Genomic DNA, 25122 nt, shown 5'->3' on the forward strand with positions numbered 1-25122 from the left:
TCGCAAAGCTAAGGGCCGATTTATGCAGATGTCAATGGGGGGTTATGGGATGTCCTAAACGACCTTGCTACGGCTCGACCAGGCCCGCCCGGATGGCGTAGCGGGTCAGCTCCAGGCGGTCCCGCATGCCGAGCTTGCTCAGCACGTTGGCCCGGTGCCGCTCGACGGTCTTGATGCTGATGACCAGCAGGTCGGCGATCTCTTTGGACGAGTGCCCCTCGGCGATGAGCTTGACGATCTCCTCCTCGCGCGGCGTCAGGATGCTGGCCGGCAGCCCTTCGCCCTGGTCGTCGCGCTGCAGGTAGTCGCGGATCAGCGCGGTGACGGCCCCCGGGTAGAGAAAGGGCTCGCCGCGCATCGCCGCCCGGCACGCCTCCAGCAGGTCCCGGTCGGCGACCGACTTGAGCACGTAGCCGCTGGCTCCCGCCTTCAGCGATTCGAACAGGTACTGCTCGTTGTCGTACATCGACAGCATGAGCAGGCGGACCTCCGGCGCGCGGCGGGAGATCTCGCGGGCGGCCTGGATGCCGGTCATGCGCGGCATGGCGATGTCCAGAATGGCCAGGTCCACGCCCTGGTCGGCCAGCTCGACGGCTTCGGCGCCGTTGCCCGCCTCGGCCACCACCGTCAGGTCCGGCTCGGCGTCCAGGATCAGCCGGAGCCCGCGGCGCACCAGGGCGTGGTCGTCGGCGAGCAGGATGCGGGTAGGTTCCAACCTGATCATTTCCCTTCGGCCCGGACCGGAACGGCCAGGCGCACCGCGGTCCCGCCCTCAGGCGGGTGTTCGATGGACAGGCGGGCGCCGATGAGCAGGGCGCGTTCGCGCATGCCCCGGATGCCGGCGCCTTCGTGGATCGGACCGCCCCGGCCGTCGTCGACGATGGACAGCAGCACGCCGCCCGGCTGTCCGCACAGGGTCAGCTCCGCGCGGGAGGCGTGCGCGTGGCGGCCGATGTTGGTCAGGCCCTCCTGCGCGATGCGATAGAGCACCAGCTCGGCCTCGCTGCCCAGCGGGGGCAGCCCGGGGTCCAGGCGGCGGACCACCTGCACGCCGCTCATCGAGGCGACCTCGGCGGCCAGCGCGTTCAGCGCGCTGATCAGGCCCAGATCCTCCAGCACGCCCGGCCGCAGCCGCCGGGCGACCTGCCGGACCTCGTCCAGGCTGGAGCGGACCGTCTCCTGGATGGCGCGCAGCTCCTCGCACAGCTCGCCCGGCGCCCGGTCGGCGGCCCGCTTCAGCCCGAGCAGCACCACCGTGAGGCTCTGGCCGATCTCGTCGTGCAGCTCGCGGGCGATGCGCTGCCGCTCACCCTCCTGCGCGGCCAGGGCGTGCGCGCTGGCCGTGGTCCGCTCGGCCTCCAGGCGGTCGAGCATCGCGTTGAACGCGCCGATCACGTCGGTGAGGTCGCCGTTGCCCTTGTCGGTCAGCCGGTCGCTGGGCCGCAGCACGTCCACCCGCCGCATGAGCGCGGTGAGCGCCTCCAGCGGGGCCAGGCTCCTGCGCAGCAGCAGCGTGTTGGCGCCCAGCATCAGCGCCAGCCCGATCGACAGCACCGGGACCTCGGTGAGCAGCACCGGCGAGGACACCGTCGCGGGTGAGAGCGCCAGCACGAGCGTCCCGATGGTGAACACCAGGCCGTTGATCACGATGACGCGCCTGAACAGGGCCTGCACCGGTGTTCGCTGCCGCTCGTCGGTCATGCCTCCACCCTGCCCCCGTACAGGGGCCGGCGTCCATCCGGGCCGGCCACCATCCGCGCGGCGTCCGTGCGCGCTCATCGGGCGCGACCTACATGGTGCGCGCGGGGAGAGATGGGTGTCAGACCCGATGGTGGTCAAGTGTCCTGATTGTCGAGGATTGAGGGGCCTGACGTTTCACAAATAAAGGACTTTGACATGAGCACACTCTTGATACCACCGCGGCATGTCACATGCGCCACTCGTGCCCAGATCCGGACGGGGCCACCAGGGCGCGACCGATGAGCGGTGTCCTCGCCCTGACCGTCTTCGTGGTGGCTTTCTTCTTCATCGCCACCGAGAAGATGAACAAGGTCAAGGTGGTGCTCGTCGCCGCCGGAGTGATGGCGGTGTTCGGGCTGATCCCCGGCGCGGAGGTGTTCTTCTCCGAGCACGAGGGGATCGACTGGAACGTCATCTTCCTGCTGTTCGGCATGATGGTCATCGTCGGGATCATCAAACAGACGGGTGTCTTCGACTATCTGGCCATCTGGGCCGCCAAGAAATCGCAGGGCCGGCCGTACCGGCTGATGGTGATGCTGATGGCCATCACCGGCGTCGCCTCGCCCTTCCTGGACAACGTCACCACCATCATGCTGGTCGCGCCCGTCACCATCATGGTCTGCGCCAGGCTGGCGATCCCCGCCGCGCCGTATCTTATCGCCGAGGTCCTCGCCTCCAACATCGGCGGCGCGGCCACCCTCATCGGCGACCCGCCCAACATCATCATCGGCAGCCGCGCGGGGCTGACGTTCAACGACTTCCTGGTGCACATGGCGCCGATCGTCGTGGTGGTGTTCGTGGTCTTCGTGCTGATGACGCGGGTGATGTTCCGCCGCTCGTTCCACTACAACCCGGACCGGGTGGCCGAGGTGATGGCCCTGCAGGAGCGGCGCGCCATCACCGACCCGAAGCTGCTGATCCGCTGCCTGGTCGTGCTCGCCCTGGTCGTCGTCGGGTTCGGGCTGCACGCCGTCGTGCACGTGGAGCCGTCGATCGTGGCGCTGCTCGGTGCGGGCGTGATGCTGCTGGTGGCCCGCGCGGACGTCAGCGAGACGCTGCGCGAGGTCGAGTGGCCGACGCTGGTGTTCTTCATGGGCCTGTTCGTGATGGTGGCGGGGCTGGTGCACACCGGCGTCATCGCCACCATCGGCACCTGGGCGGTCGGCGCCGTGGGCGACAACTTCTTCGGCGCGGCCACCGCACTGCTGTTCGGCTCCGCCGTGCTCGGTGCCTTCTTCGACAACATCCCGTACGTCGCCACCATGGCCCCCATCGTCGAAGGGCTGGTCGCGCAGGCGCCGGACGCCGGCACCGGGCAGGCGCTGTGGTGGGCCTTCGCCCTCGGCGCGGACTTCGGCGGCAACGGCACCGCCGTCGCGGCCAGCGCCAACGTGGTGGCCATCGGGATCGCCGCCAGGTCGGGACACCCCATCTCGTTCTGGCAGTTCACCAAGTACGGGATCCTCGTCACGGTCGTCAGCTCCGTCATGGCCTGGGTCTACGTATGGCTGCGCTACTTTGCGTGAGCACGGGGAGGGGTGGTGACGGTGACGTTGCCGCAGCTGTACGTGATCCTGCTCGCGGGAGGGCTGGTGCTGCTGGCCAGCATCGCCGCCGCACGTACCGCCAGCAGGCTGGGTCTGCCCAGCCTGCTGCTGTTCCTCGCCGTCGGCATGCTGGTCGGCGAGGACGTGCTGGGCCTCGACTTCGACGACGCCCAGCTCGCCCAGACGCTCGGCACCTGCGCGCTGGCCCTCATCCTGATCGAGGGCGGGCTCAGCACCCGCTGGAGTGACCTGCGCAGACTGCTGGCCCCCTCGGCGCTGCTGGCCACCGCCGGGGTGGCGGTCAGCGTCCTGGTCACCGCCGCCGGCGCGCACCTGCTGCTCGGCATGGACTGGCAGCTCGCCCTGCTCCTCGGGGCGATCGTGTCCTCCACCGACGCGGCCGCGGTCTTCGCGGTCCTGCGATCGTTGCCGCTGCCCCGGAAACTGGCCGGGATGGTGGAGGCCGAGTCCGGGTTCAACGACGCGCCCACCGTCATCCTGGTGCTGGTCTTCAGCAGTGTCGGCGGCGTGCCCGACCTGCCCACGATCGGTGGGCAGGTGATCTACCAGGTCGTCGTCGGCGCGGCCGTCGGACTGCTGGTGGGATGGGCGGGGGTGGCCGCGCTGCGCTACGTCGCGCTGCCCGCCAGCGGCCTGTATCCGCTGGCCACGCTCGGCCTGGGCGTCATCGCGTTCGCCGCGGCCGGGGCGGCGAACGCCTCCGGATTCATGGCCGCCTACCTGTCCGGGATCATCCTCGGCAACGCGGTGCTGCCGCACCGCGCGGCCACCAGGTCCTTCGCCGAGGGCGCCGGCTGGCTGGCGCAGATCGGCCTGTTCGTCATGCTCGGCCTGCTCGTCGACCCCAGCGAGCTGCCCGGCGCGCTGCTGCCCGCGCTGCTCATCGGCGCGGTCCTGCTGCTCCTGGCCCGGCCCGCCTCGGTGCTCGCCTGCCTGGTCCCGTTCCGCGTCCCCTGGCGGCACCAGGCGTTCATCTCCTGGGCCGGGCTGCGCGGCGCGGTGCCGATCGTATTGGCGACCTTCCCGATCGTGGCGGGCGTGCCGGGCAGCGACCACCTGCTGAACATCGTGTTCGTCCTGGTCGTCGTCTTCACCCTGATCCAGGGACCGCTCCTGCCGCCGATCTCCCGCGCGCTCGGCGTCATCCAGCCCGACCAGGCCCGGGAGGTGGACATCGAGTCCGCGCCGCTGGACGTGCTGGACGCCGAGCTGCTCACCCTGACCATCCCGGCCGGCTCCCGCCTGCACGGGGTGGAGGTGGCCGAGCTGCGGCTGCCCACGCCCGCCGTGATCAGCCTGGTCATCCGCGACCGGGCCACGTTCGTGCCCACCCTGGAGACCGGGCTGCGGGAGGGGGACACCCTGCTGATCGTGGCCACCGGCGCCACCCGCGAGGCGGCCGAGCGCCGCCTGCGGGCGGTGGGCCGCCGGGGCCGCCTGGCCCGCTGGTACGGCGAGCAGGGCGGCCCCGACCCCGCCCCCGGACGCCTATCCGGCCGTGCCGAGCTCGCCGACCTGCCGGCCACGGCCCAGCAGCAGGGTGCCCAGCCAGAGCAGCGCCATCCCGAGGGCCACCAGCACCGAGCTCCGCCCGTCGGTGAGCGTCGCCCCCGCCAGCAGCACTACGCCGGACACCGCGACGGCGGCGCTCACTGGGGTGACCCGGCGCAGCACGGCTAGGGTGACGGCCAGCACCGGCAGCGCGAGGAAGAACAACTGCGCGCCGGCCCCATAGACCAGCGGGTCCACCCCCGGGTAGGCCCGCACCTGGTCGAACAGCGCCCGCATGGCCGCGGCGTCGGCCGAGGTGAACCCGGCGACCAGGTCGATCACCAGCTGGGCGACGTTGGCCGCCACGCTGACCAGCGCCACCCCGGACGCGATCTCCACCAGCGTCCGCCGCCCGCCGGTCACCGGGGCGGCCATCCGCCGCAGCGCCAGCGTCATGACCGCGAAGAACAGGAAGCCGGTCAGCCAGACCGCGTGCGCGGCCGTCCACCACGGGCCGGGCACCGCGGCACCGCCGAGGGGAAGCATGAGGAGCCACCCGCCCAGGAACGCGGCCGGCCCAGCAGTGAAAGAGACGCGCGCCAGGCGGCTTTCAGGATTCATACCGCCACCCTGCCCGTCCGCCCGGCCAGGTCGTATCGGTGATCGCCCTGAGCTTTCCCCGATCCACCCGCAGGAGACGTCAGAGCTCGGCGCCGGTGGGCCTGGGCAACCGCCCCAGGCCGGCGGAGAGCTCGCGCGCCGTCTCGGCGATCACCCGGCCCATCGCGTGCGCGTGGGTCACGTCCGCCAGGCGGGTGATCGAGACACTGATCGCCCCCGTGATCAGCCCCCGGTGGTCCCAGACCGGCGCCGACACCGCCGCCGGGCTGTCGTCCAGCTCGACGTCGCTGACCACGTACCCGAAGGAGCGCGCGTGGCCGAGATCGGTCATCCACCGCTCCTCGTCGCTGACGGCGGAGTCCAGCCCGGCGGGCAGGGGCGCCCGCAGGAGTTCGCGCACCTGCGCCGGCGCCCAGTCCGCGAGCAGCGACCGGCCCGCCGCCGCCATGGTCACCGGCACCGAGACGCCCTCCCAGATGCGGTGGTACGCGCGCGAGGAGGGGATCGACACCAGGGTGAGCACCTGGTCGCCGCGGAGCACGCACAGGTGGGCGTCCTCGTTGAAGGTGGCCGCCAGCCGGCGCAGGAACGGCGCGGACACCTGGACGAGCCTGGCCTGCTGGGTCCGGGATGCCAGCGCGAACAGCCGCCAGCCCAGGTGGTAGCGCCGGGTCAGCGGATCGCGCTCCACCATGCCCTCGGCCTCCAGCGCGCGCAGCGCCCTGGACACCTGGCTCTTCTCCCTGCCCAGTCGCTGGGCGATCCAGCTCACGCCGAACCCGTCGGTGTCGAGACCATCGCCGTGACCTGCGAGGACTTCAAGGATCTCCAGATCCCGGCGGAGGCCGGCGGAGGACACCGCAAGCTTCTCGTCCATTCACATCCGTTCATAACAAGTGCGTTGCGCTAGTTGCAACAGATTTTGCGATGACCGCAACAAGTCATACGTTTACAAGCCCAAGCAAGCGTAAGCGAAGGCGGTAACTTTATGACTTTCAGCGAGTACGTGGTCTCCCGCTGGGACACCCTCTCGCTGGCCGCCGTCGAACACGCCCTCGTGGTCGCCCTCGCGATCGCCATCGCCACGGCCGTCGGCGTGGGGGTCGGACTCCTCACCTATGAGCGGCCCAAGGCGCGGGGCGCCTCCCTGACAGTGTCCGCCGGAATCCTCACCATCCCCTCCCTGGCCCTGCTCACCCTGCTCATCCCGATCACCGGGCTCGGCTGGGGATCCACCCTGATAGCGCTCACCGCGTACGCGTTCCTGCCGATCATCAGGAACACCGTCACCGGGCTGAGCGGCGTGGACGCCGCCACCGTGGAGGCGGGGCGCGGGATGGGCATGGGCGCCGTCCGCCTGCTGCTGCGGCTGAGACTGCCGCTGGCCTGGCCGCTGATCCTGACAGGCGTGCGCATCTCCGCGCAGATGCTGATCGGCATCGCGGCCATCGCCGCCTACGTCGACGGGCCTGGCCTCGGCAGCCAGATCTTCGAGGGGCTCTCCCGGCTCGGCTCCGTCAACTCGCTCAACGCCACGCTCGCGGGCACGCTCGGCATCGTGATCATCGCGGTGCTGTTCGACGCGTTCTTCTCCGCCGTCCGCCATCTGACCACGCCCAGGGGGCTTCGTGTTCGACCGTGATCCCGAAGGCGTCCGCATCGAGTTGCGGGCGCTGACCAAGCACTACCCGGGTCAGCCCGCCCCAGCGGTCGACAACGTCAACCTCGTCATCCCCGCCGGCGAGCTCGTCGTCTTCGTCGGCCCGTCGGGCTGCGGCAAGACCACCACGATGAAGATGATCAACCGCCTCGTGGAGCCCACGTCGGGCGAGATCCGCATCGGCGGCCAGGACGTCCTCAGCCTGCACCCCGACGAGCTGCGCAGGCACATCGGCTACGCCATCCAGCAGGTCGGCCTGTTCCCGCACCAGACCGTGGGGCAGAACATCGCGCTCGTCCCCAAGCTGCTCGGCTGGCCGGCCGACCGGATCGCCGCGCGGGTGGAAGAGCTGCTCGCGCTGGTGCACCTGGACCCGGCGATGTTCCGGGACCGCTACCCCCGCCAGCTCTCCGGCGGCCAGCAGCAGCGGGTGGGCGTCGCCAGAGCGCTCGCCGCCGACCCGCCGGTGATGCTGATGGACGAGCCGTTCGGCGCCACCGACCCCATCACCCGCGAGCACCTGCAGAACGAGTTCGTCAAACTGCAGAAACAGCTGCGCAAGACGATCATCTTCGTCACGCACGACTTCGAGGAGGCCATCAAGCTCGGCGACCGCATCGCCGTGCTGAAGGACCGCTCGCACATCGCGCAGTACGACACGCCCGCCAACATCCTGGCCAACCCGGCCGACGACTACGTGGCCGGCTTCATCGGCCAGGACGCCACCCTCAAGCGGCTCGCGCTGCTCCGGGTGGCGGACGTACCCCAGGAGGAGGCGCGGCCCGGCCGCGAGCTGCCGCGGATCGCGGCGGACGCCACCCTGCGTGAGGCGCTGGACCTGATGGTCGCGCACGGCACCGACCGGTGCGGCACGCCGTCCGGCGTGCTCACCTACGCCACGCTCTGTGCCGCCGTGGGATCCTCAGCCGTCGCACGGGAGGAAGTGGTCGCCGGTGACCGCTGAAACCCTCACTGTCGGCAAGCCGCGCAACCCCGTCCGTGCCTCGGGCCTGCGTCACCTGATCACCCCGGCCGCCATCCTGATCGCGCTGACCGCCCTGTACGCCTGGGTCGGCACACTGGAGCTCGACTCCATCGAACAGCGCAGCCTCAACGCGGCGGTGATCCTCGCCAAGACCGTCGAGCACCTCCGGATGACGGTCATCGCGACCGCCCTCGTGGTGATCATCGCGATCCCGCTCGGCATCGTCGCCTCGCGCGCCAAGAACCGGCTCGTCACCCCGCTCATCCTCACCGCGGGCAACCTGGGCCAGGCCGTGCCCTGCATCGGGCTGCTCGTGCTGGCCACCTTCGTGCTGGGCGTGGGATTCCAGACCGCCCTGGTGGGGCTGGTCGCCTACGCGGTGCTGCCGGTGCTGCGCAACACCATGGTCGGGCTGCAGCAGATCGACCCCGCGCTCATCGAGGCCGCCCGCGGCATGGGCATGACCAAGGGACAGATCCTGCGCCGGGTCGAGCTCAAGCTCGCCGTGCCCACCATCCTCGCCGGGCTGCGCACCGCCCTGGTGCTGACCGTCGGCGTCGCCACGCTCGGCGCCTTCGTGGCCGCCGGCGGACTGGGCGAGCTGATCATCAATGGGCTCAAGCTGAACCGCCTGCCCGTGACCATCGTCGGCGGCGTGCTGACCGCGTGCATCGCCTTCTTCATCGACTGGCTGGGCGGGCTCGCCGAGAACCTGCTCAAGCCCCGCGGCATGTGACCTGTCCTTCCCGCAATCCCGAACCAAGAGGTGTTTTCGCATGCAAGCCCGCCCCCTTCGCCGTACGCTCGCGCTGCTCGCCGCGGCCGCGTTGACCATGTCCGTGAGCGCCTGCGGCGGTGGTGACACCACCGCCACCGCCAGCGCCGGCGGCGAGCTCGAAGGCGCGTCGTTCGTCGTCGGCTCCAAGGACTTCACCGAGAACATCATGCTCGGCCAGATCGCGGTGCACCTGCTGAAGGCGCACGGCGCCGAGGTGGAGGACAAGACCAACCTGGGCGGCACGGTGACCAACCGCAAGGCGCTGCTCAGCGGCGAGATCGACCTCTACTGGGAGTACTCCGGCACCGGGTGGATCGAGCACCTGAAGAACACCGAGCCGATCGCCGACTCGGCCGAGCAGTTCAAGGCCACCTCGGAGGCCGACAAGAAGCAGAACAAGATCCACTGGATCGGCCCGACCCCGCTGAACAACACCTACGCCCTGGCGATCCGCGCGGAGAAGGCCACGGAGCTCGGCGTCAAGACGGTCTCGGACGTGGCGAAGCTCGCCGAGACCAAGCCGGAGGAGGTCTCCATCTGCATCGAGACCGAGTTCTCCACCCGCGACGACGGGCTGCCCGGCCTCACCAAGGCGTACGACTTCAAGATCCCCAAGGACCGGATCGCGCTGCTCGACACCGGCGTCGTCTACACCGAGACGGACAAGGGCGAGACCTGCAACTTCGGCGAGGTGTTCACCACCGACGGGCGCATCGCCGCGCTCGGGCTGACGGTGCTGGAGGACGACAAGAAGTTCTTCCCCGTCTACAACGCCGCCGTGACCGTACGGGACGAGGTCTTCCAGCAGCACCCCGAGCTGGCGGACGTCTTCAACCCGGTGATCGCCAAGCTCGATGACGCCACCATGCAGACGCTCAACGCCAAGGTCGACGTCGAGGGGATGGAGCCGGCCAAGGTCTCGGCCGACTGGCTGCGGGAGTCCGGCTTCCTGGGCGCCTGACCCAGGCAGCGGCCGCTCGCCGGCCGCTCGCCTGGCGCTCGCCTGGCGCTTGCCTGGCGCTTGCCTGGCACTCGCCTGGCACTCGCCTGGGGCCGAAACTTTCGGCGTCTCGAACAGGGCTACTATGCGGTACGCCCCGACGACGTCGTGGAGAGGACCCTGGATGCCCCGTGCGGCGAGACGGACGGTCACGCTGCACGACGTGGCGGCGGCGGCCGGCGTCTCGGTGGCGACCGCCTCTCGCGTCCTGGGCGGCAGCTCGCGGACCGTGGCGCCGGAGTACGAACAGCGCGTCCTCGCCGCGGCCGCCGCCCTGCGCTACACCGCGGACGCCTCGGCCAGGGCGATGCGGCGCGCCGGCGATGCCATCACCCTCGTCGCCGACGACCTGACCACCCCCGCCATGGGGATCATGGTGGCCGAGATGGAGCGGCAGGCGCGGATGTCCGGCGTCTTCGTCACCGTCTGCTCGACGCAGGCCGCCCCCGACCGGCAGCTCGACGCCGTCCGCCTGCTGCGCTCCCTGCGCCCGCGCGCGCTCGTACTCGCCTCCAGCAGGTTCGGGGCCGGTGAGCTCGACAGCCGCCTGCTGGCCGAGCTGCACGCCTACGAGCGCGACGGCGGACGGGTGGTGGTCGTGGGCGTGACCCACGGCTCGTTCGACTCGATCGCCTTCGACAACCACGGCGCGGGCCGCCTGGTGGGCGAGCACATCGCCGCGACCGGGCACCGGCGGGTGACGATCCTGGCCGGGCCCGCCGAGCGGGTCAACTTCTCCGGCCGCGTCGCCGGCATGGTCGAAGGGTTGCGGGCGGGTGGCGTCCAGCCGAGGCACATCAGGATCGCGTACGGCGAGGCCAGTCGCCAGGGCGGCTTCGACGCCGCGCGCGAGCTGCCCGCCGGGCACCGCGACGCGGTGCTCGCCGTCAACGACGTCATCGCGATCGGCGCGCTGTCGGCCCTCCGCGCGGCCGGGGTCGCCGTTCCCGGCGACGTGTCGGTGACCGGCATCGACGACATCCAGCTCGCCGTGGACGTGACGCCACGGCTGACCACCGTGGGGCTTCCCCTGGCCCACGTGGGCGCCGAGTCCATCCGTCTGGCGCTGCGCGAGAGGACCGAGCCCGAACACCTCACCGTACGAGGCCGCCTGATCATCAGGGCGAGCACCCGCCCCTGAGCGCTTGGTCCGGTGGCGTTGTCCATCCGGCCCTTGGCGCCTGTCGGTGGCGTCGTCAGGGAGAGCACCCGACCCTGAGTGCCTTGACGGTGGCGCGAGGTGGCGGGCAAACTGCGGAATACGTTTTCCCGGCGTTTGAAGGATCTTATGTCTCAACCCCGCTACCGGACCGCGATCGTCGGCACCGGTGGGATCGCCACCGCACACGCACAGGCCCTGGCCCGCTCCGACGGGCGGGCCGACCTCGTCGCCGCGGTCGACGTGGACCCCGGCCGAGCCCGGACCTTCGCCGCCACGTGGAACGTGCCGCGCACCTACGCCGGCTTGACCGAGCTGCTCCGGGAGGAGGAGGTGGACCTGGTCCACCTGTGCACCCCGCCCTCGCTGCACGCACCACAGGCCCTGGAGTGCCTGGAGGCCGGGGTCACCGTGCTGATGGAGAAGCCGCCCACGCTCTCCCTCGCCGAGCTCGACACCCTGATCGAGGCCGAGCGCCGCTCCACCGGCCACGTCGCCACCGTCTTCCAGCACCGGTTCGGCGCCGGCGCCGCCCGGCTGCGCGGGCTGCTGGACTCCGGCGAGCTCGGCCGCCCCCTGCTGGCCACCTGCCTCACCCAGTGGTACCGCGACGAGGCCTACTTCGCCGTCCCCTGGCGCGGCACTTGGGAGTCCGAAGGCGGCGGGCCCACCATGGGCCACGGCATCCACCAGTTCGACCTGCTCTTCTCCGTGCTCGGCCCCTGGCAGGAGGTGAGCGCGATGGCCGCCCGCCAGGCCCGCGACACCGAGACCGAGGACGTGTCGATGGCCCTGGTGACCTTCGACAACGGCGCCATGGCCACGGTGGTCAACTCGGTGGTGTCACCGAGGGAGACCTCCGTGCTCCGCTTCGACCTCGAGCGCGCCACCGTCGAGGTCGAGCACCTGTACGGCTACAGCGACGACGACTGGACCATCACCCCCGCCCCGGGGCACGAGAAGGTGGCCGAGCTCTGGCAGCCCGACCCCGACGCCGCGCGGAGCAACCACGACGGCCAGTTCGCCGCGGTCCTGGACGCGCTCGACCGGGGCGAGGCGCCGCCCGTCACGCTGGAGGAGGCCCGGCGGACGATGGAGTTCGTCGCCGCCGTCTACGCCTCCTCCTTTACCGGCCGGCGCGTCCGCAGCGGGGAGCTCGGCCCCGGCAGCCCCTTCACCGAGCGGATGGACGGGACGGGCGCCCCATGGAAGACCCCTTCGAGCGAAGCGAGCCAGTGATGACCCCCACCCTGCAGGCCACCCACGCGCTCGGCCGGTCCGTCGCCGTCACCGCCGGCGACGTCGAGCTCTTCACCTACACCTACCGGCCCGACACCCCCGTGCTGGAGTCGCCGAAGCCCTACCTGCACCCGATCCGCACGCTGACCGGCGACACGGTCTCGCTGTTCCGGCCGCACGACCACGTCTGGCACAAGGGCATCGCCTGGTCGCTGCCGCACGTGGGCGAGCACAACTTCTGGGGCGGGCCCACGTACGTCCAGGGTGAGTACGTACAGCTCGACAACAACGGCAGCGCGGTCCACCGCGAGATGGCCGAGCTGTCGGCCACCGGCGACCGGGTCCGGATCGCGCACCACCTCGACTGGATCTCGCAGGCCGGCCGGCCCGTCATCGAGGAGCGGCGGGCACTGACGGCCACCGTGGTGGACGCGACCACCTGGGCGCTGGTGTTCGAGACGGCCATGACGAACGTGTCCGGCGGCACGCTCGACTTCGGCTCCCCGACGACCAAGGGGCGTGAGAACGCCGGCTACGGCGGCCTGTTCTGGCGCGGCCCGCGGTCGTTCACCGACGGCATCATCCAGTCGCCGTCCGGCGCGGGCGGCGACGAGCTGCGGGGTCTGCGGGCGGAGTGGTTCGGCTTCCGTGGCCGCCACGACGGGACCGGGGACTGGTCGACGATCGTCATGGTCGACGACACCGCCAACCCGCAGCATCCGCCGCAGTGGTTCGCCCGCAGCGAGCAGTTCGCCTGCCTCAGCCCGGCGCCGTTCTTCAGCGAGGAGGTCCCGCTGGCCGACGGCGAGACGATGAGCTTCCGGTACGCGGTCGTCGTGGCCGACGGGGACCGGGGCGAGGACGGCTCGGCCCTCCTCGCCAAGCAGGGCCGCGCCGCCCTCGCCGCCGGCCGGGACGCGACATGACCCCCACGTCGCCCGGAGGGACGCCCACGTCTGGCGCGCCTGCGTCGCCCGGAGGGACGCCGGCGTTTCCCGGGGGTACGTCCGTCAGCAGGCTGGCGGTTTACACGGGTGCCTGTGCCGACGGTCTGGAGGGCGGCACGCCGCACCTGCACACGGCCTCCACCGAGGCGTACGTCGTCATCGCCGGTCGTGGCGCCCTGCAGACGCTCGACATGAGCGGCTTCCGGGAGACCGAGCTGAGCAGCGGCTCGACCGTGTGGTTCACGCCCGGCACCATCCACCGGGCGGTCAACCGGGGCGGCCTGGAAGTGGTCGTCGTCATGCAGAACGCCGGACTGCCCGAGGCCGGCGACGCGGTCATGACCTTCCCCCCGGAGATCGTCGGCGACCCGGCCCGCTACCGGGAGGCCGCCACCCTCCCGTCCGGCGGCCCCGACGCGGTGGAGACGGCGGTCCGGCGGCGCCGCGAGCTCGCGGTGGAGGGGTTCCTGCGCCTCGCCGACGCCGCCCGCGAGGGCGACCTCCAACCCCTGCACAGCCTGTACGCGAGCGCGGTCGCGCTGGTCCGGCCCTCGGTCGCACGCTGGCGCGAGATCTGGGCGGCCACGGTCGTCCGGGAGACCCGCGAGACGGCGGCGGTCCTCGACGCGCTCGACCGTGGCGACGGCGACCACCTCCTGCGCTCCTCGCTCCTCGAAGCCCCGCCCGAGCCCCGGTGGGGAATGTGCGGCCACCTCCACGCCCACGACGTCGCCCACCCCGTCGTACACGCCCCGGACCCCGCGCGATGACCTCACGGCCGGGACACCATGGATGAGGCTCCGCCGGCGCCGGTGCCGGCCGCTGACGCTCGCGGATCGGTGACGTTGCACGATGTGGCCCGTGAGGCGGGAGTCTCCATCGCCACCGCCTCGCGGGCGCTCAACGGCAGCGCCCGCAACGTGCGCACGGAGAACGCCTCCCGGGTGCGCGCGGCGGCGGCCAAGCTCGACTACCGGCCGCATCCGTCGGCGCAGGCCGTCGCGAGAGGTTCGACGCCGACCGTGGCGCTGGTGGTGGGCGACGTGGCCGACCCCTACTTCTCGGCCATCGCGGCCGGGGTCACCCAGGCGGCGGAGGCGGCCGGGCTCGTCGTCACCATGGCGGTCGCGGGCCGCTCCCCACAGCGCGAGCTCGAACTCGTCAGGACGCTGCGGGGCCAGCGCCCGCGCGTCATCGTGCTCGCCGGCACTCGCATCGACGGCACCACCGCCTCCACTGCGCCAAAGGACGGGAGGGCGGTCGACGGCGCTGCCGCCTCTGCTGCGCCGGGGGACGGGAGGGCGGTCGGCGGTACGGATACGCGTGGCGCGCTCGTCGGTGAGTTGGAGGAGTATCAGGCGGCCGGTGGCCGGGTTGTCATGGTCAGCCAGCGGGATCTGCCGTTCGACACCGTCACCATCGACAACACCGGCGGTGCTCACCGGCTCGCCCGTGCCTTGGCCGGCGCGGGATACCGGCGCTTCGCCGTCTTCCGGGCGTCGGAATCCGTCCGTACGTCCCGTGATCGGGTCGCGGGCTTCACGGCGGGACTGCGTGCTGCGGGGATCAGCCTCGATGATCGGTTCGTGATCGAGACCGAGTTCACCCGTGGCGGCGGCTACGAGGCGGCCAGGAAGCTCGCCGAGCGGGGAGCCGACGAGGTGGAGATCGTCTTCGCGGTCAGCGACGTGATGGCCATCGGCGCGATGACGGCCTTCCGCGACGCGGGCCTCGTCCCCGGCGAGGACATCGCGGTCGCCGGCTTCGACGACATCGACTCGGCGATCGACGTCACCCCGGCGCTCACCTCCGTCGCCGTGCCCCTGCGGGAGGCGGGCCAGGAGGCCATGCGGCTCGCGCTCGGCGGCGGTCCCGCCCCGGACGCCGTACAGATCTCCACGCGTGTGGTCCTGCGGGAGAGCACGCCCGCACGGCGATGACCGGCTCACCAGCCGTGGCGTATCTTGTCTCCCCCTCGCCGGCGGTGGCGGGGACGCCGGTTCGGCCGTTGTGGATCTTGGCCGGGGTGGTTTGTGGCATGGTGGCGGGACGACGAGGAAGAGGAAGATATGCGGAAATATGTGATCATGGGAGTGCAGGGCAGCGGTAAAGGCACCCAGAGCACGTTGCTGGCCGACGACCTCGACCTGGCCCACATCAGCGTCGGCAACATCTTCCGCTGGCACGTCAAGAACCACACCAAGCTCGGCGCCCAGGTCCGCCGCCTGGTGGCCGCCGGTGAGCTGGTGGGGGACGACCTCGTGGAGGACGTGGTCAAGGAGCGGCTGCAGCAGCACGACTGGAACTACGGTTTCATCGTCGACGGCTTCCCGCGCAACCGGCGCCAGGCGGAGTTCTTCCTGGAGAGCTACGACATCGACGGCGTGATCCTGCTCGACCTGCCCGACGACGAGGTGCGGCGGCGCGTCCTGGCCCGGCGGCTGTGCTCGCGGTGCGGCATGGACTACAACCTCATCGCGCACCGCCCCGAGGCCGAGGGCAGGTGCGACGTCTGCGGCGGCGAGCTCGTCACCCGCGCGGACGACACCCCGGACGCCCTGGCCAGGCGGCTGCGCGACTACCACGACAAGACCGACCCGGTGGTGGAGCTCTTCCGCCGCAAGGAGTACGTGATGGCGATCGACGCCAGAGCCGACAAGATCGCGGTCCAGCAGGAGATCCGCGCCCGGTTCGCCCTCCCGCCCTACCGCCCGGCGGACGCCCGCGCCTGACCGCCCGGCGGCCTCAGGGGGCGGTCTCGTGGCCGGGCAGGCCGGGGGAGCGCCGCTTCTGCTTGAGCTCCGCCTCGTACAGGTGCGGCCGCCCGCCGGCCAGCCGCTCGCGCGCGTCCGCCTCCAGAGCCTGGAACGTCGCGTAGTACAGCGCGTCGTACTCCTCGCACACCTGGAACGTCCACCGCCCCTGGATGACGTTCAGCCCGATCAGGTCCCGCTCGATCCGATCGGCGATCTCCTGGTGCCCGGCGCTGCGCAGCAGCTCGACGGCCTTGTCAAGGTCGGCGTCCGCGTGGCCGGTGAGCTGGTGCCAGGAGTAGAGGTGGCCGCGCGCCCGGTGGGTCCGCTCCAGCGCCTCGCTGAGCGCGCCCAGCGCCTCCACGGTCTCGTCGCTCACCCCCACGGGGCGGCGGTGGTCGGAATCGGGCTCGTGCGCGCGTTCGGCTGACATGGTCAGACGGCTACCCACGAACCCGCCCATCGTCACCACCCGCGATCAGGGGACGGCCTGACCACGTTCACAGCTCGCTGAACACGTCCGGTCGGTTGGTGATGATGCCGTCCACCCCGTAGGAGATCAGCCGGCGCATGGTCGCCGCGTCGTCCACGGTCCAGGCGAGGACCTCCATGTCCAGGTCGTGCACGCGTCGTACGTAGTCGCGGGTGACGTCGCCGTGGGGCGGGTTGATCTGGTCGGCGAACTGCGCCAGCGCGGGAAGTTCGCCGGTCGAGGGCGTCCCGAGCAGGCCGATGGGCGCCTCGGGCATCGTCCTGGCGAAGCGGCGCATCGCGCCCCAGTCGAACGACTGCACGGCGAACTCGCCGTCCCACCAGCGGCGCAGTTCGGCGGCGACCCGGGCCCCGATCCCCGGGTAGAGCGCGGGGGACTTGATCTCCAGCAGCAGGCCGAGCCCGCTTCCGCGCATCGCGTCCAGCGCTTCGCGCAGGGTGGGCACCGGCTCGGACTCGCCGTCGAACCACGAGCCCGCGTCCAGTTCGCGGAGCTCCGCCAGGGTGAAGTCGGCCACCCGCCACGGCGCCCGGTCAGGGAAGACCTGCTCCACGTCGGTGGTGCGGGCCAGGGTGGTGTCGTGCATGAGCACGAGCCGGTGGTCGCCGGTCTCCTGGACGTCGAGCTCGAACACGTCCGCGCCCTGCCGCGCGGCCAGCATGAAGGCCGTGACGGTGTTCTCGGGCGCGTACACCGACGCGCCGCGATGCGCCACGTTGACGATGGGGGGACCGGCGGTGGCGGGGGAGGCGAGCGCCGCCACCGCCGCCAGCACGGCGATGAAGATCAAGCCTGTACGTCGGATCATGGGTCTCCTCGTTACTCGGGAGGGGCCGAGGATCCGAACATGACCGGCGGGCATGACCAACTGTTGAGAGGAGCGTGGACAGCCGATGAGCTTCGGACGTCCCTTACGGGGCGGCCGGCAGCACCGGGGCGACCACGTACCTGGTGGTGGACCACACCACGAACAGCAGAGGCGCGGTGGCCAGCAGCACGCCGAGCACCGGCTGGACCAGGATGACGGCCACGGCCAGGCCGAGCACGGCCACGACGGGGGCGCTCAGATACCAGCGCCGCGCCACCAGATACAGGCACGGCAGCACCAGCCCGCGCAGCCGTACGGCACGCGGCGTCTCGGCGATCACCACGAGCAGCGCCACGGCCAGGGCCACGGCCAGCGCGGTCGCGGTGGCGAAGAACGGCACCAGCATCGGCCCCCACGAGGTGGGCGCGACCACGACGGCGTCCAGCACCAGCACGCACACCAGCACCGTCGCGGCCGCCCAGACCGCCAGCGCCCGGCCGGCGGCCTGACGGTAGCCGCCCCAGAACGCGCGGAGCACGCCCGTCGATCCCTCGTTCAAGAGGGCGAAGCACCGGAACGCCCCGGCCAGCGCCGGTGCGCACAGCGCGGACAGCACGGCGAAGAACGGCCACGACGCCACCGGATCCCGCACGATCGCCAGCGCGAACAGCAGCGGCGCGCACGCGAGAGCGAGGAACAGGTTCGTCATCAGGCCGACGTACACGGTGTTGAACGCCCGCTCGTACGTCGTCTGCCGGGCCGGCCGCAGCAGGCCGCGCACCGCGCTCACCCCTTGAGCCCGCTCGTCGCGATGCCCTGGATGAAGTAACGCTGCCCGAACAGGAAGATGACCAGGATCGGCAGCACCGACAGCACCGCCCCGGTCATGATCATGGCGTAGTCCGCGCTGTACTGGCCGACGAACGAGCGCAAACCGAGCTGGATCGTCCACAGCTCGTTGCTCGTCAGATAGATGAACGGCCCCATGTAGTCGTTCCAGGTGTTCACGAACGTCAGCAGGGCCAGGCTCGCCAGCGCAGGCTTCGACAGCGGCAGCATGATCCGCCACCAGATGCCGTACTCACTGAGCCCGTCGATGCGCGCGGCCTCGCACAGCTCGTCGGGGATCGACATGTAGTACTGCCGCATGAGGAAGACGCCGAACGCGCTGAACGCCTGCAGCAGGATGATCGACAGGTGCGTGTTCGTCAGGCCGGCCTGGTGCATGATGATGTACTGCGGCACCATGTACGCCTGCCACGGCACCGCGATGGTGGCGATGTAGAGCAGGAAGAGCAGGTCCCGGCCGGGAAAGCGCACCTTGGAGAAGCCGTAGGCGGCGAAGCTGCCGGTGAGCAGCTGAAGGAACGTGATCACGACCGACAGGTAGACCGAGTTGCCGAGATAGGTCGCCAGCGGGATCTGCGTCCAGATGTCGACGAAGTTCGTCCAGCGGAACTCCTCCGGGATCCACTGGATGGGGATGGAGAAGACCTGGTTGTTGCGCTTCAGCGACGACGACACCATCCACGCGAACGGCAGCAGCACCACCACCGCCGCCGCGACCAGGGCGGCGTACGCCAGCACCATGCGGACCAGGCGCCGTCCCTGCTCCGGAGGGCCGGCGGGTGCCTGCCCGCGCTTGACGGCCGGGGGAGCCTCGTGCAGCGCGGTCATGTGGCACTCCTCCGCTCGTTGATACGGAACTGGGCGACGGTCACGGCGAGCACGATCACGAACAGCACCAGGGCGATGGCCGAGGAGTAGCCGAACTGCCCCTCCCTGATGCCCTCCCGGTAGATGAGCAGCGACAGGACCAGCGTGCTCCGGCCGGGTCCGCCGTCGGTCATGACCTGGATCAGGTCAAGGATCTTGAAGCTCTGGATCGTCAGCAGGACCAGCACGAAGAACGTCGTGGGCCGCAGGCACGGCAGCGTGATGCTCCAGAAGCGCTGCCAGGCGTTGGCCCCGTCGACCTTGGCCGCCTCGTAGTACTCCCGGGGGATCGTCTGCAGCCCGGCCAGGAAGAGCACCATGTAGTAGCCCATGTCCCGCCACACGCTGGTCACGATCACCGTCGGCATCACCCAGTCGGTGCTCGCCACCCACCGGGGCGGATCCGCGACGCCCAGCGCCGTGAGCAACTGGTTGACCGGCCCCGCCGTCGGGTTGAACAGCATGTTGAACACCACGGCCACCGCGACGAGCGAGGTGATGTACGGGAAGAAGGCGGCGGTGCGGAAGAACCCCACGCCGCGCAGCTTCCTGTTGAGCACCAGCGCCAGGCAGAGCGCGGCGACCAGCGTCAGCGGGATGTGGCCGGCCGCGTAGTACAGGGTGTTGAAGAGCGCGACCCGGAAGTTCTCGTCGCCGACCATCTTCTGGAAGTTCTCCAGGCCCACCCACTCCGGCGTGCTGTAGGAGTCCCACTCCATGAACGCCAGGGCGAACGCCGCGCTCATCGGGATGAGCGTGAACAGGGCGAAGCCGATGAAGTTCGGCAGGATGAAGCTCCACCCGATCAGGGTGTCGCGCCAGACGCGAGGCCGGCGGGGGGCGCTGGGCGACGGGTCGGCCGTCGGCGCCTGTTGCGTCATTACATGGGCCATGGTGGTCCTTCGTGACTCCCTATGCTGCGCTCAGCAGAGGGGGCGGGCGCCGACGGGGCGCCCGCCGCCCTTCACTCAGCTGAGAACGTCGCTCTTGACGCGGTCGTTCATCGACTTGATGCCTTCGGCGGGAGACTTGTCGCCGACCATGATGAGCTGGTGCTCCTCATTGAGGATCGTGTCGATGTCGGAGGCCTTCTCGCTGACGGGCATCTCCAGCACGACCTTGTCCGGCGTGAACGCCTTCTTGGACAACTCGTCGGCCGGCATGCCCTTGAGCTTGAAGTAGGCCTCGGTGATCTCCGGGGTCTGCAGCGCCGGCACCACGCCCACCTTGGTGATGGCCTCGGCGCCGGCCTTGCTCGCGGCGAACTCCACGAACTTCTTCGCCATGTCGGCGTCGTCGGCGTTCTTGTTGACGGCGAAGGCGGTCGGCGAGCCGAACGTCGTCACCCCGGTGCTGCCCGGACGCTGCGGCATCGGCGCCAGGGCCCAGTCGACCTGCGACTCGCCCTTCTCCTTGGCCTCGAGAATGCCGGAGATGTACCAGGTGCCCATGGGCATCATGGCCGTCGCGCCGGTCTCGAACATGGTGCGGTAGTCGGCCTGCTGCGCGGTCGCGGTGCCGAAGTCCAGCGTGTTGCCGGCCTTCTGCAGTCCGAGCGCCACGTTGTACTGGTCGGTGAAGAAGGTGTAGTCACCGCTGAGCTGGTCGCCGCCGGTCTGGGCGGCCGAGATGGCCTGGGTCACGGACCGCCACGTGTGGTGGTAGGTGCCGTACACCTTCTTGGTGCCGTCGCCCTGGGTGAGCTGCTGCGCGTACTTGGCGTACTCGTCCCAGGTGACGCCGTCGCTGAACTTCACGCCGGCCTTGTCGGTGAGGCCCTTGTTGTAGTACAGCAGCCAGAAGTCCTGGCGGTACGGCATCGCGAAGTAGGTGTTGTTGACGTTGAAGGAGTCCAGGCCGGCCAGCTTGGAGGTGTCGTTCTTCTTCACGATGTCGGTGATGTCGGTCAACTGCCCCCGGCTGGAGTAGCGGGAGTAGTCGATGACGTTCTTCATGGTGATGACGTCGGTCTTGTCGCCGCCGGCCAGCATCGTGGTGATCTTGTCTGAGTAGTCGTCGGCGAGGATGTCGACCGGTTGCACCTTGACGCCCGGGTTCGCCGCCTCGAAGGCGTCGAACAGAGCCTTGAACTCAGGGGTCTTGGCGAGGTTCCACACCGTGACGGAGAGCGTGACGTTGCCGCCGTCACCTCCTGCGGCGGGTTCGCTCGAGCCGCAGGCCGTGACGGCGAGGGCTAATGCGGCCGCGGCCGCCGCGCACTTCACAAACTGGCGTCGCATTCCGCGACCTCCTGGCGTGTTCGAAGCGTTCATTGATCCGGTCTCCTTTCCATGAGCCGGTCTCAGAGCTCAGGCGCTCACGACGAACTCGTCCCGGGTGATGGCCGCACGGGGCGGCCTGCCGGACAGGTAGCGTTCGAGCTCGTCTAGCGCACTCTCACTCATCCGCCGGGTCTCAGCCCCGAGAGACCCGGCGATATGGGGGGTGATCATGACGTTGGGCAGGTCGTAGAGTAGCGAACTTGCGGGCAAAGGCTCAGGTTCTGTGACATCCAGGATGGCGTCGATCCGGCCCGAGGCGCACTCGCTCTCCAGCGCGGCGGTGTCCAGGACGGCGCCGCGCGCGGTGTTGATGACGGTCGCACCGTCCCTGAGCAGGGCGAGTTCTGTTGCCCCGATGAGATTGCGGGTGGCGGGCAGCGCGGGGACGTGCAGGGTGAGCACGTCGCAGCGGCGCAGCAGCTCGGGCAGCGGGACCAGGCTGCCGCCCGCCGCGCTCACCTCCGCCGGATCGGCGTAGGGGTCGGCCACCAGGACATCCAGCTCCAGGCTGCGCAGGCGTTCGGTGACCCGGCGTCCCGTCCGGGAGAACCCGACGATGCCGATCGTGCGACCCCGGTTGGACAGCTCACCGCGTGAGGTGGCGTAGGAGGACCAGTCGTCGCGATGTCGGCGCGCGTCCTGGGCGAGAAAAGGGGCCTTCTTACCGGCGAAGATGATCGCCGCGAGGGTGAACTCGGCGACCGGGATCGCGTTCTCGTCCGCGGCGGTGGTCACGAGGATCCCCCGGCGCCACACCTCGTCGGTGACGAACGAGCGGACCGTGCCCGCGCAGTGAAAGATCGCCTTGAGCTTCGGCGCGTCGGCGAGCACCTCGGCGGTCAGCCGCGGGCAGCCCCACGAGGTCACCAGCACCTCCACCTCACCCAGCCGGCGACGCACGTCCGGATCGTCCAGATCGGTGCTGGGGAACGGCTCCGCGAGCTGAGTCAGCGCACGCAACCGGCTGAGCTGCGGCTCAGGGAACTGCACGCTGAAGTGCGCGGGGTCCATGAGCAGCAGAGCTTGAGGTCGGCGTACGGCACTCACAAGGGTCCTTCCAGCGGGCAAGCGCTTTCCAATGCCGCTGATCATGTCCGATCGTTTCAATCACGTCAATACTTTGTTAATCAATAACGATCAGTTCATCCGATCGTTATTGATCGATTGACGTGTTGTGCCCCTTTCCTGCGGGACATCGGTGGTGCCGATGCAACACGGCGAGCAAGTGATGCTGCCACCGGCCCCTTCTGGGCGTCAAGGGCGGTGCACGGAGGCGATCGGAGTGAGCGTTTCTGATCGTAAACGAGCACAGTTGTCTTGACGCCTCGCGGTCGCGATGCCAGCATCACGTCCCGTCGCCCTCCTGCTGCCGGCAGGGGCGCCCGCCACGACAACCAGCGCGTCCCGACCGGCCCACCGCACAGGCGTCTCGGCGCCGGAGGGCCCCGCCACTATCTTCGACACCAGTTCGACACCAGGAGGACCCATGCGCACGCTGCGAGAGTTCGATGACCGGCTGCTCTCGCCGTACACCGGATGGACCAGGAATCACTGGGCGGCACTCGCCGACCACCTGCTGCTGTCCGCGCGGCGCTACGCCTCCGACACCCACGCGCGCATCTCCTTCCCCGGCCCGGCCGGGGGCTACGGCGCCGACGTGGACGGGCTCGAAGGCTTCGCGCGCACCTTCCTGGCCGCCGGGTTCCGGGTGGCGGGGGAGAGCGGGCGCGACCCGCACGGGCTGATGGACTGGTACGCCCAGGGCCTGGCCGCGGGCACCGACCCGCACTCGCCGGAGCGCTGGGTGCGCCTCGACGAGCACGGCCAGCCCAAGGTCGAGGCCGCCTCCCTCGCCCTGGTGCTCCACCTGACCAGGCCCTGGCTGTGGGACCGGCTCGACCCGCGCGTGCAGGAACAGGTGGTCGACTACCTGACGCCCGCGATCGGGTCCGACTACCCGCCGATCAACTGGATCTGGTTCCAGATAGTGGTGGAGCAGTTCCTCCTGTCCGTCGGCGGCCCTGCCCGGCACGGGGACTCGCGCTGGGACGCACAGCTTGGTGCGCGCGGAGACGTACCGGAAGGTGCGCGCGGGGACGTACAGAGAGATGCGCGGGAAGGTGCGCGGGGGGAAGGGCGCGCGGGCCTGCGGGCGGACATGCGCCGGGACATCGACGCCGGACTGGCGTTCACGGACGGGTTCGCGCGGGAGAACGGCTGGTACGCCGACGGCGCCGAACGGGCCTACGACCACTACTCCGGCTGGGCGCTGCAGTTCTACCCGGTCATCTGGACGGAGATGGCGGCCGGCGACCCGGCGGCCGACTCGCGGCGGGCCGTCTATCTGGAGCGCCTGGAGCGCTACCTGCGGGACGCGGTCCACCTGGTCGGCGCCGACGGATCCCCCCTCATTCAGGGGCGCAGCCTCACCTACCGGTTCGCCGCCGCCACCCCGTTCTGGACGGGTGCCTATGCCGGCCTCGCCACCCCCGCCCCCGGCCTCCTGCGCCGCGCCGCCTCCGGCATCGTCCGCCACTTCGCCGAGCACGGCGCCCCCGACGACGACGGCGTCCTCACCCTCGGCTGGCACCACCCCTGGCGGCCCATCGCCCAGACGTACTCCGGCCCCGGCTCCCCCTACTGGGCGGCCAAGGGGATGTTCGGCCTGGCGCTGCCCGCCGACCACCCGGTATGGACCGCCGTCGAGGAGCCCCTCCCCGCCGAGACCGGCGACTTCCAGTTTGCCGTCCCCGCCCCCGGCTGGCTGGTCAGCGGCACCCGCGCCGACGGCGTCGTCCGCGTGCTCAACCACGGCACCGACCACTCACATCCGGGCACGAACCTGACCGACTCACCCCTGTACGCGCGCCTCGGCTACTCCACCGCCACCTCTCCCGCCCTCGCGGGCGAGCACGCCGCCGAGCCCCTGGACCAGTCGGCCGCCATCCTCGACGAGCACGGCCTGCCCAGCCACCGCACCGGCTTCGACACCCTCCTCGTCGACCGCCTCCCCACCGGAACCCTCCTCGGCGCCTCCCGCTGGCAGGCCCACTGGGTCACCCCCGACCCCACCACCCTCGACCACGGCTCCGGCCGCTCGGGCAAGGTCCGCCTCGGCCCCCACCTCACCGTCCTGTCCGCCGTACGCGGCCCTTGGGAGGTACGCCTGATCCGCCTCACCGCGGCCGGCGACGTAACCGGCCCCCTGCGCATCGGCGGCTGGCCCCTCCCCGCCCAGACCCCCTCCACCGACGACCTCTCCTCCGGTGGGGCCTCGAACGGCGCCCTTCACTCACGCGTCATCCCTGGCCCGAGCCTGGACCTGTCCGGAGTGACCGCCGCCGAGGACTCCTCACCGCTCGCCCCCTGGACCCTGATCCCGTGGTGCGCCACGAGCACGCCCGCCCAGCCGGAGCAGTGGTACGAGGCCGCCGTCTTCCTCGGCGCTCAGGCCCCGGAGGAATCGCCGACGGTCTCCTGGGACGGCTCATCAGCCCACCTCACCTGGCCGGACGGCACCACCGACACCGTGGACACGTACACCCTCGGCTGACTGCTAGCCCGTACACGTGTCCCCTCGTGACCCGCGTACGGGACTTCAGGAGTTCTGGCATGCGGGCGGCGGCACCACCCACGTCTACAGCATCGATGACCTCCCCGGTAACGTGCGGTCATGACCGAGATGCTGACGGTAACGCCCGATGATGCCTTGGCGATGCTGCTGGAGGGCAACCAGCGGTTCGTCGCCGGCGCGCCGGAGCATCCCAACCAGGACGCCGCCCGCCGCGCCGAGACCGCGCCGGAATCTCCTGGCCATTGACCACCGGGACTCACAGCCTGGCTGCTGCCGGCGCGCTCCAGGTTCGGCATGGCCGGGAAGGT

Annotated in this window: 24 protein-coding genes; 14 read left to right on the forward strand and 10 right to left on the reverse strand. The window is 70.6% G+C overall.

Features of this window, described 5'->3' with window-relative positions; genetic code table 11:
• Positions 1–67: 67 nt before the first annotated feature.
• Complete coding sequence (locus IEY87_RS16190; protein WP_189139496.1) at positions 68–724, reverse strand: response regulator; 657 nt, start codon at positions 722–724, stop codon at positions 68–70.
• Positions 721–1701, reverse strand: coding sequence for a HAMP domain-containing sensor histidine kinase (locus IEY87_RS16195; protein ID WP_189139497.1), 981 nt, complete (start codon positions 1699–1701; stop codon positions 721–723). The genes IEY87_RS16190 and IEY87_RS16195 overlap by 4 nt, the downstream gene beginning before the upstream one ends.
• 278 nt (positions 1702–1979) lie before the next feature.
• Here IEY87_RS16195 and IEY87_RS16200 point away from each other — a divergent pair, with 278 nt between their 5' ends.
• Positions 1980–3266 (forward strand): ArsB/NhaD family transporter, encoded by a 1287-nt coding sequence (locus tag IEY87_RS16200; RefSeq protein WP_189139498.1) that lies wholly within the window; start codon positions 1980–1982, stop codon positions 3264–3266.
• A gap of 15 nt (positions 3267–3281) precedes the next feature.
• Entirely contained in the window at positions 3282–4988 is a 1707-nt protein-coding gene (locus IEY87_RS16205) for a potassium/proton antiporter (protein WP_308112929.1), read from the forward strand.
• A gap of 511 nt (positions 4989–5499) precedes the next feature.
• Here the strand turns inward: IEY87_RS16205 and IEY87_RS16210 are convergent.
• Complete coding sequence (locus tag IEY87_RS16210) at positions 5500–6297, reverse strand: IclR family transcriptional regulator (RefSeq protein ID WP_189139499.1); 798 nt, start codon at positions 6295–6297, stop codon at positions 5500–5502.
• Between the two features lie 111 nt (positions 6298–6408).
• Here IEY87_RS16210 and IEY87_RS16215 point away from each other — a divergent pair, with 111 nt between their 5' ends.
• From IEY87_RS16215 to IEY87_RS16260, 10 genes are all read left to right on the forward strand, one after another.
• Positions 6409–7062 carry an ABC transporter permease gene (locus tag IEY87_RS16215; RefSeq protein ID WP_189139500.1) on the forward strand — a complete coding sequence of 218 codons (654 nt, stop codon included), beginning with the start codon at positions 6409–6411 and terminating at the stop codon, positions 7060–7062.
• Positions 7049–8044: an ABC transporter ATP-binding protein gene (locus tag IEY87_RS16220; protein WP_189139501.1), complete on the forward strand. Its 996-nt coding sequence runs from the start codon at positions 7049–7051 to the stop codon at positions 8042–8044. Before IEY87_RS16215 ends, IEY87_RS16220 begins: the two co-directional genes overlap by 14 nt.
• Positions 8034–8801, forward strand: a complete 768-nt coding sequence (locus tag IEY87_RS16225; protein WP_189139502.1) for an ABC transporter permease — start codon at positions 8034–8036, stop codon at positions 8799–8801. Before IEY87_RS16220 ends, IEY87_RS16225 begins: the two co-directional genes overlap by 11 nt.
• Before the next feature lie 40 nt (positions 8802–8841).
• Positions 8842–9804 carry a glycine betaine ABC transporter substrate-binding protein gene (locus IEY87_RS16230; protein WP_189139503.1) on the forward strand — a complete coding sequence of 321 codons (963 nt, stop codon included), beginning with the start codon at positions 8842–8844 and terminating at the stop codon, positions 9802–9804.
• Between the two features lie 163 nt (positions 9805–9967).
• Positions 9968–10984 (forward strand): LacI family DNA-binding transcriptional regulator, encoded by a 1017-nt coding sequence (locus IEY87_RS16235; RefSeq protein WP_189139504.1) that lies wholly within the window; start codon positions 9968–9970, stop codon positions 10982–10984.
• A gap of 147 nt (positions 10985–11131) precedes the next feature.
• Complete coding sequence (locus tag IEY87_RS16240) at positions 11132–12241, forward strand: Gfo/Idh/MocA family protein (RefSeq protein ID WP_189139505.1); 1110 nt, start codon at positions 11132–11134, stop codon at positions 12239–12241.
• The gene (locus IEY87_RS16245) at positions 12241–13167 is read left to right on the forward strand and encodes a DUF6807 domain-containing protein (RefSeq protein ID WP_189139506.1); all 927 of its coding nucleotides are present in this window, start codon (positions 12241–12243) and stop codon (positions 13165–13167) included. Before IEY87_RS16240 ends, IEY87_RS16245 begins: the two co-directional genes overlap by 1 nt.
• Positions 13164–13958, forward strand: coding sequence for a cupin domain-containing protein (locus IEY87_RS16250; RefSeq protein WP_189139507.1), 795 nt, complete (start codon positions 13164–13166; stop codon positions 13956–13958). The genes IEY87_RS16245 and IEY87_RS16250 overlap by 4 nt, the downstream gene beginning before the upstream one ends.
• Before the next feature lie 69 nt (positions 13959–14027).
• Complete coding sequence (locus tag IEY87_RS16255) at positions 14028–15128, forward strand: LacI family DNA-binding transcriptional regulator (RefSeq protein WP_225277075.1); 1101 nt, start codon at positions 14028–14030, stop codon at positions 15126–15128.
• 129 nt (positions 15129–15257) lie between these two features.
• A complete protein-coding gene (locus IEY87_RS16260) occupies positions 15258–15920 on the forward strand; it encodes an adenylate kinase family protein (RefSeq protein WP_189139509.1) in 663 nt (220 codons plus the stop codon).
• A gap of 13 nt (positions 15921–15933) precedes the next feature.
• Here the strand turns inward: IEY87_RS16260 and IEY87_RS16265 are convergent, their stop codons facing one another.
• From IEY87_RS16265 to IEY87_RS16295, 7 genes are all read right to left on the reverse strand, one after another.
• On the reverse strand, positions 15934–16374 hold the full coding sequence (locus IEY87_RS16265) for a hypothetical protein (RefSeq protein ID WP_189139510.1): 441 nt from the start codon (positions 16372–16374) through the stop codon (positions 15934–15936).
• A 67-nt stretch (positions 16375–16441) separates the two neighbouring features.
• Positions 16442–17242 (reverse strand): glycerophosphodiester phosphodiesterase, encoded by an 801-nt coding sequence (locus IEY87_RS16270; protein ID WP_189139511.1) that lies wholly within the window; start codon positions 17240–17242, stop codon positions 16442–16444.
• A 103-nt stretch (positions 17243–17345) separates the two neighbouring features.
• Positions 17346–18032 carry a ferredoxin-NADPH reductase gene (locus IEY87_RS16275; RefSeq protein ID WP_189139512.1) on the reverse strand — a complete coding sequence of 229 codons (687 nt, stop codon included), beginning with the start codon at positions 18030–18032 and terminating at the stop codon, positions 17346–17348.
• Entirely contained in the window at positions 18029–18919 is an 891-nt protein-coding gene (locus IEY87_RS16280; protein WP_189139513.1) for a carbohydrate ABC transporter permease, read from the reverse strand. Before IEY87_RS16280 ends, IEY87_RS16275 begins: the two co-directional genes overlap by 4 nt.
• The gene (locus IEY87_RS16285) at positions 18916–19839 is read right to left on the reverse strand and encodes a carbohydrate ABC transporter permease (RefSeq protein ID WP_189139514.1); all 924 of its coding nucleotides are present in this window, start codon (positions 19837–19839) and stop codon (positions 18916–18918) included. The genes IEY87_RS16280 and IEY87_RS16285 overlap by 4 nt, the downstream gene beginning before the upstream one ends.
• 87 nt (positions 19840–19926) lie before the next feature.
• Positions 19927–21198, reverse strand: a complete 1272-nt coding sequence (locus tag IEY87_RS16290; RefSeq protein WP_189139515.1) for an ABC transporter substrate-binding protein — start codon at positions 21196–21198, stop codon at positions 19927–19929.
• 69 nt (positions 21199–21267) lie between these two features.
• Positions 21268–22287, reverse strand: a complete 1020-nt coding sequence (locus IEY87_RS16295; RefSeq protein WP_225277074.1) for a hydroxyacid dehydrogenase — start codon at positions 22285–22287, stop codon at positions 21268–21270.
• Positions 22288–22726: 439 nt separating this feature from the next.
• On the opposite strand from IEY87_RS16295, the gene IEY87_RS16300 reads away from it, so the two are divergent.
• Both IEY87_RS16300 and IEY87_RS16305 read left to right on the forward strand, forming a co-directional pair.
• The gene (locus IEY87_RS16300; protein WP_189139516.1) at positions 22727–24793 is read left to right on the forward strand and encodes a DUF2264 domain-containing protein; all 2067 of its coding nucleotides are present in this window, start codon (positions 22727–22729) and stop codon (positions 24791–24793) included.
• Between the two features lie 120 nt (positions 24794–24913).
• Entirely contained in the window at positions 24914–25060 is a 147-nt protein-coding gene (locus tag IEY87_RS16305) for a carbonic anhydrase (RefSeq protein ID WP_225277073.1), read from the forward strand.
• Positions 25061–25122 lie beyond the last annotated feature (62 nt).

This window comes from Nonomuraea glycinis (genome assembly GCF_014646515.1).
Lineage (GTDB): Bacteria > Actinomycetota > Actinomycetes > Streptosporangiales > Streptosporangiaceae > Nonomuraea > Nonomuraea glycinis.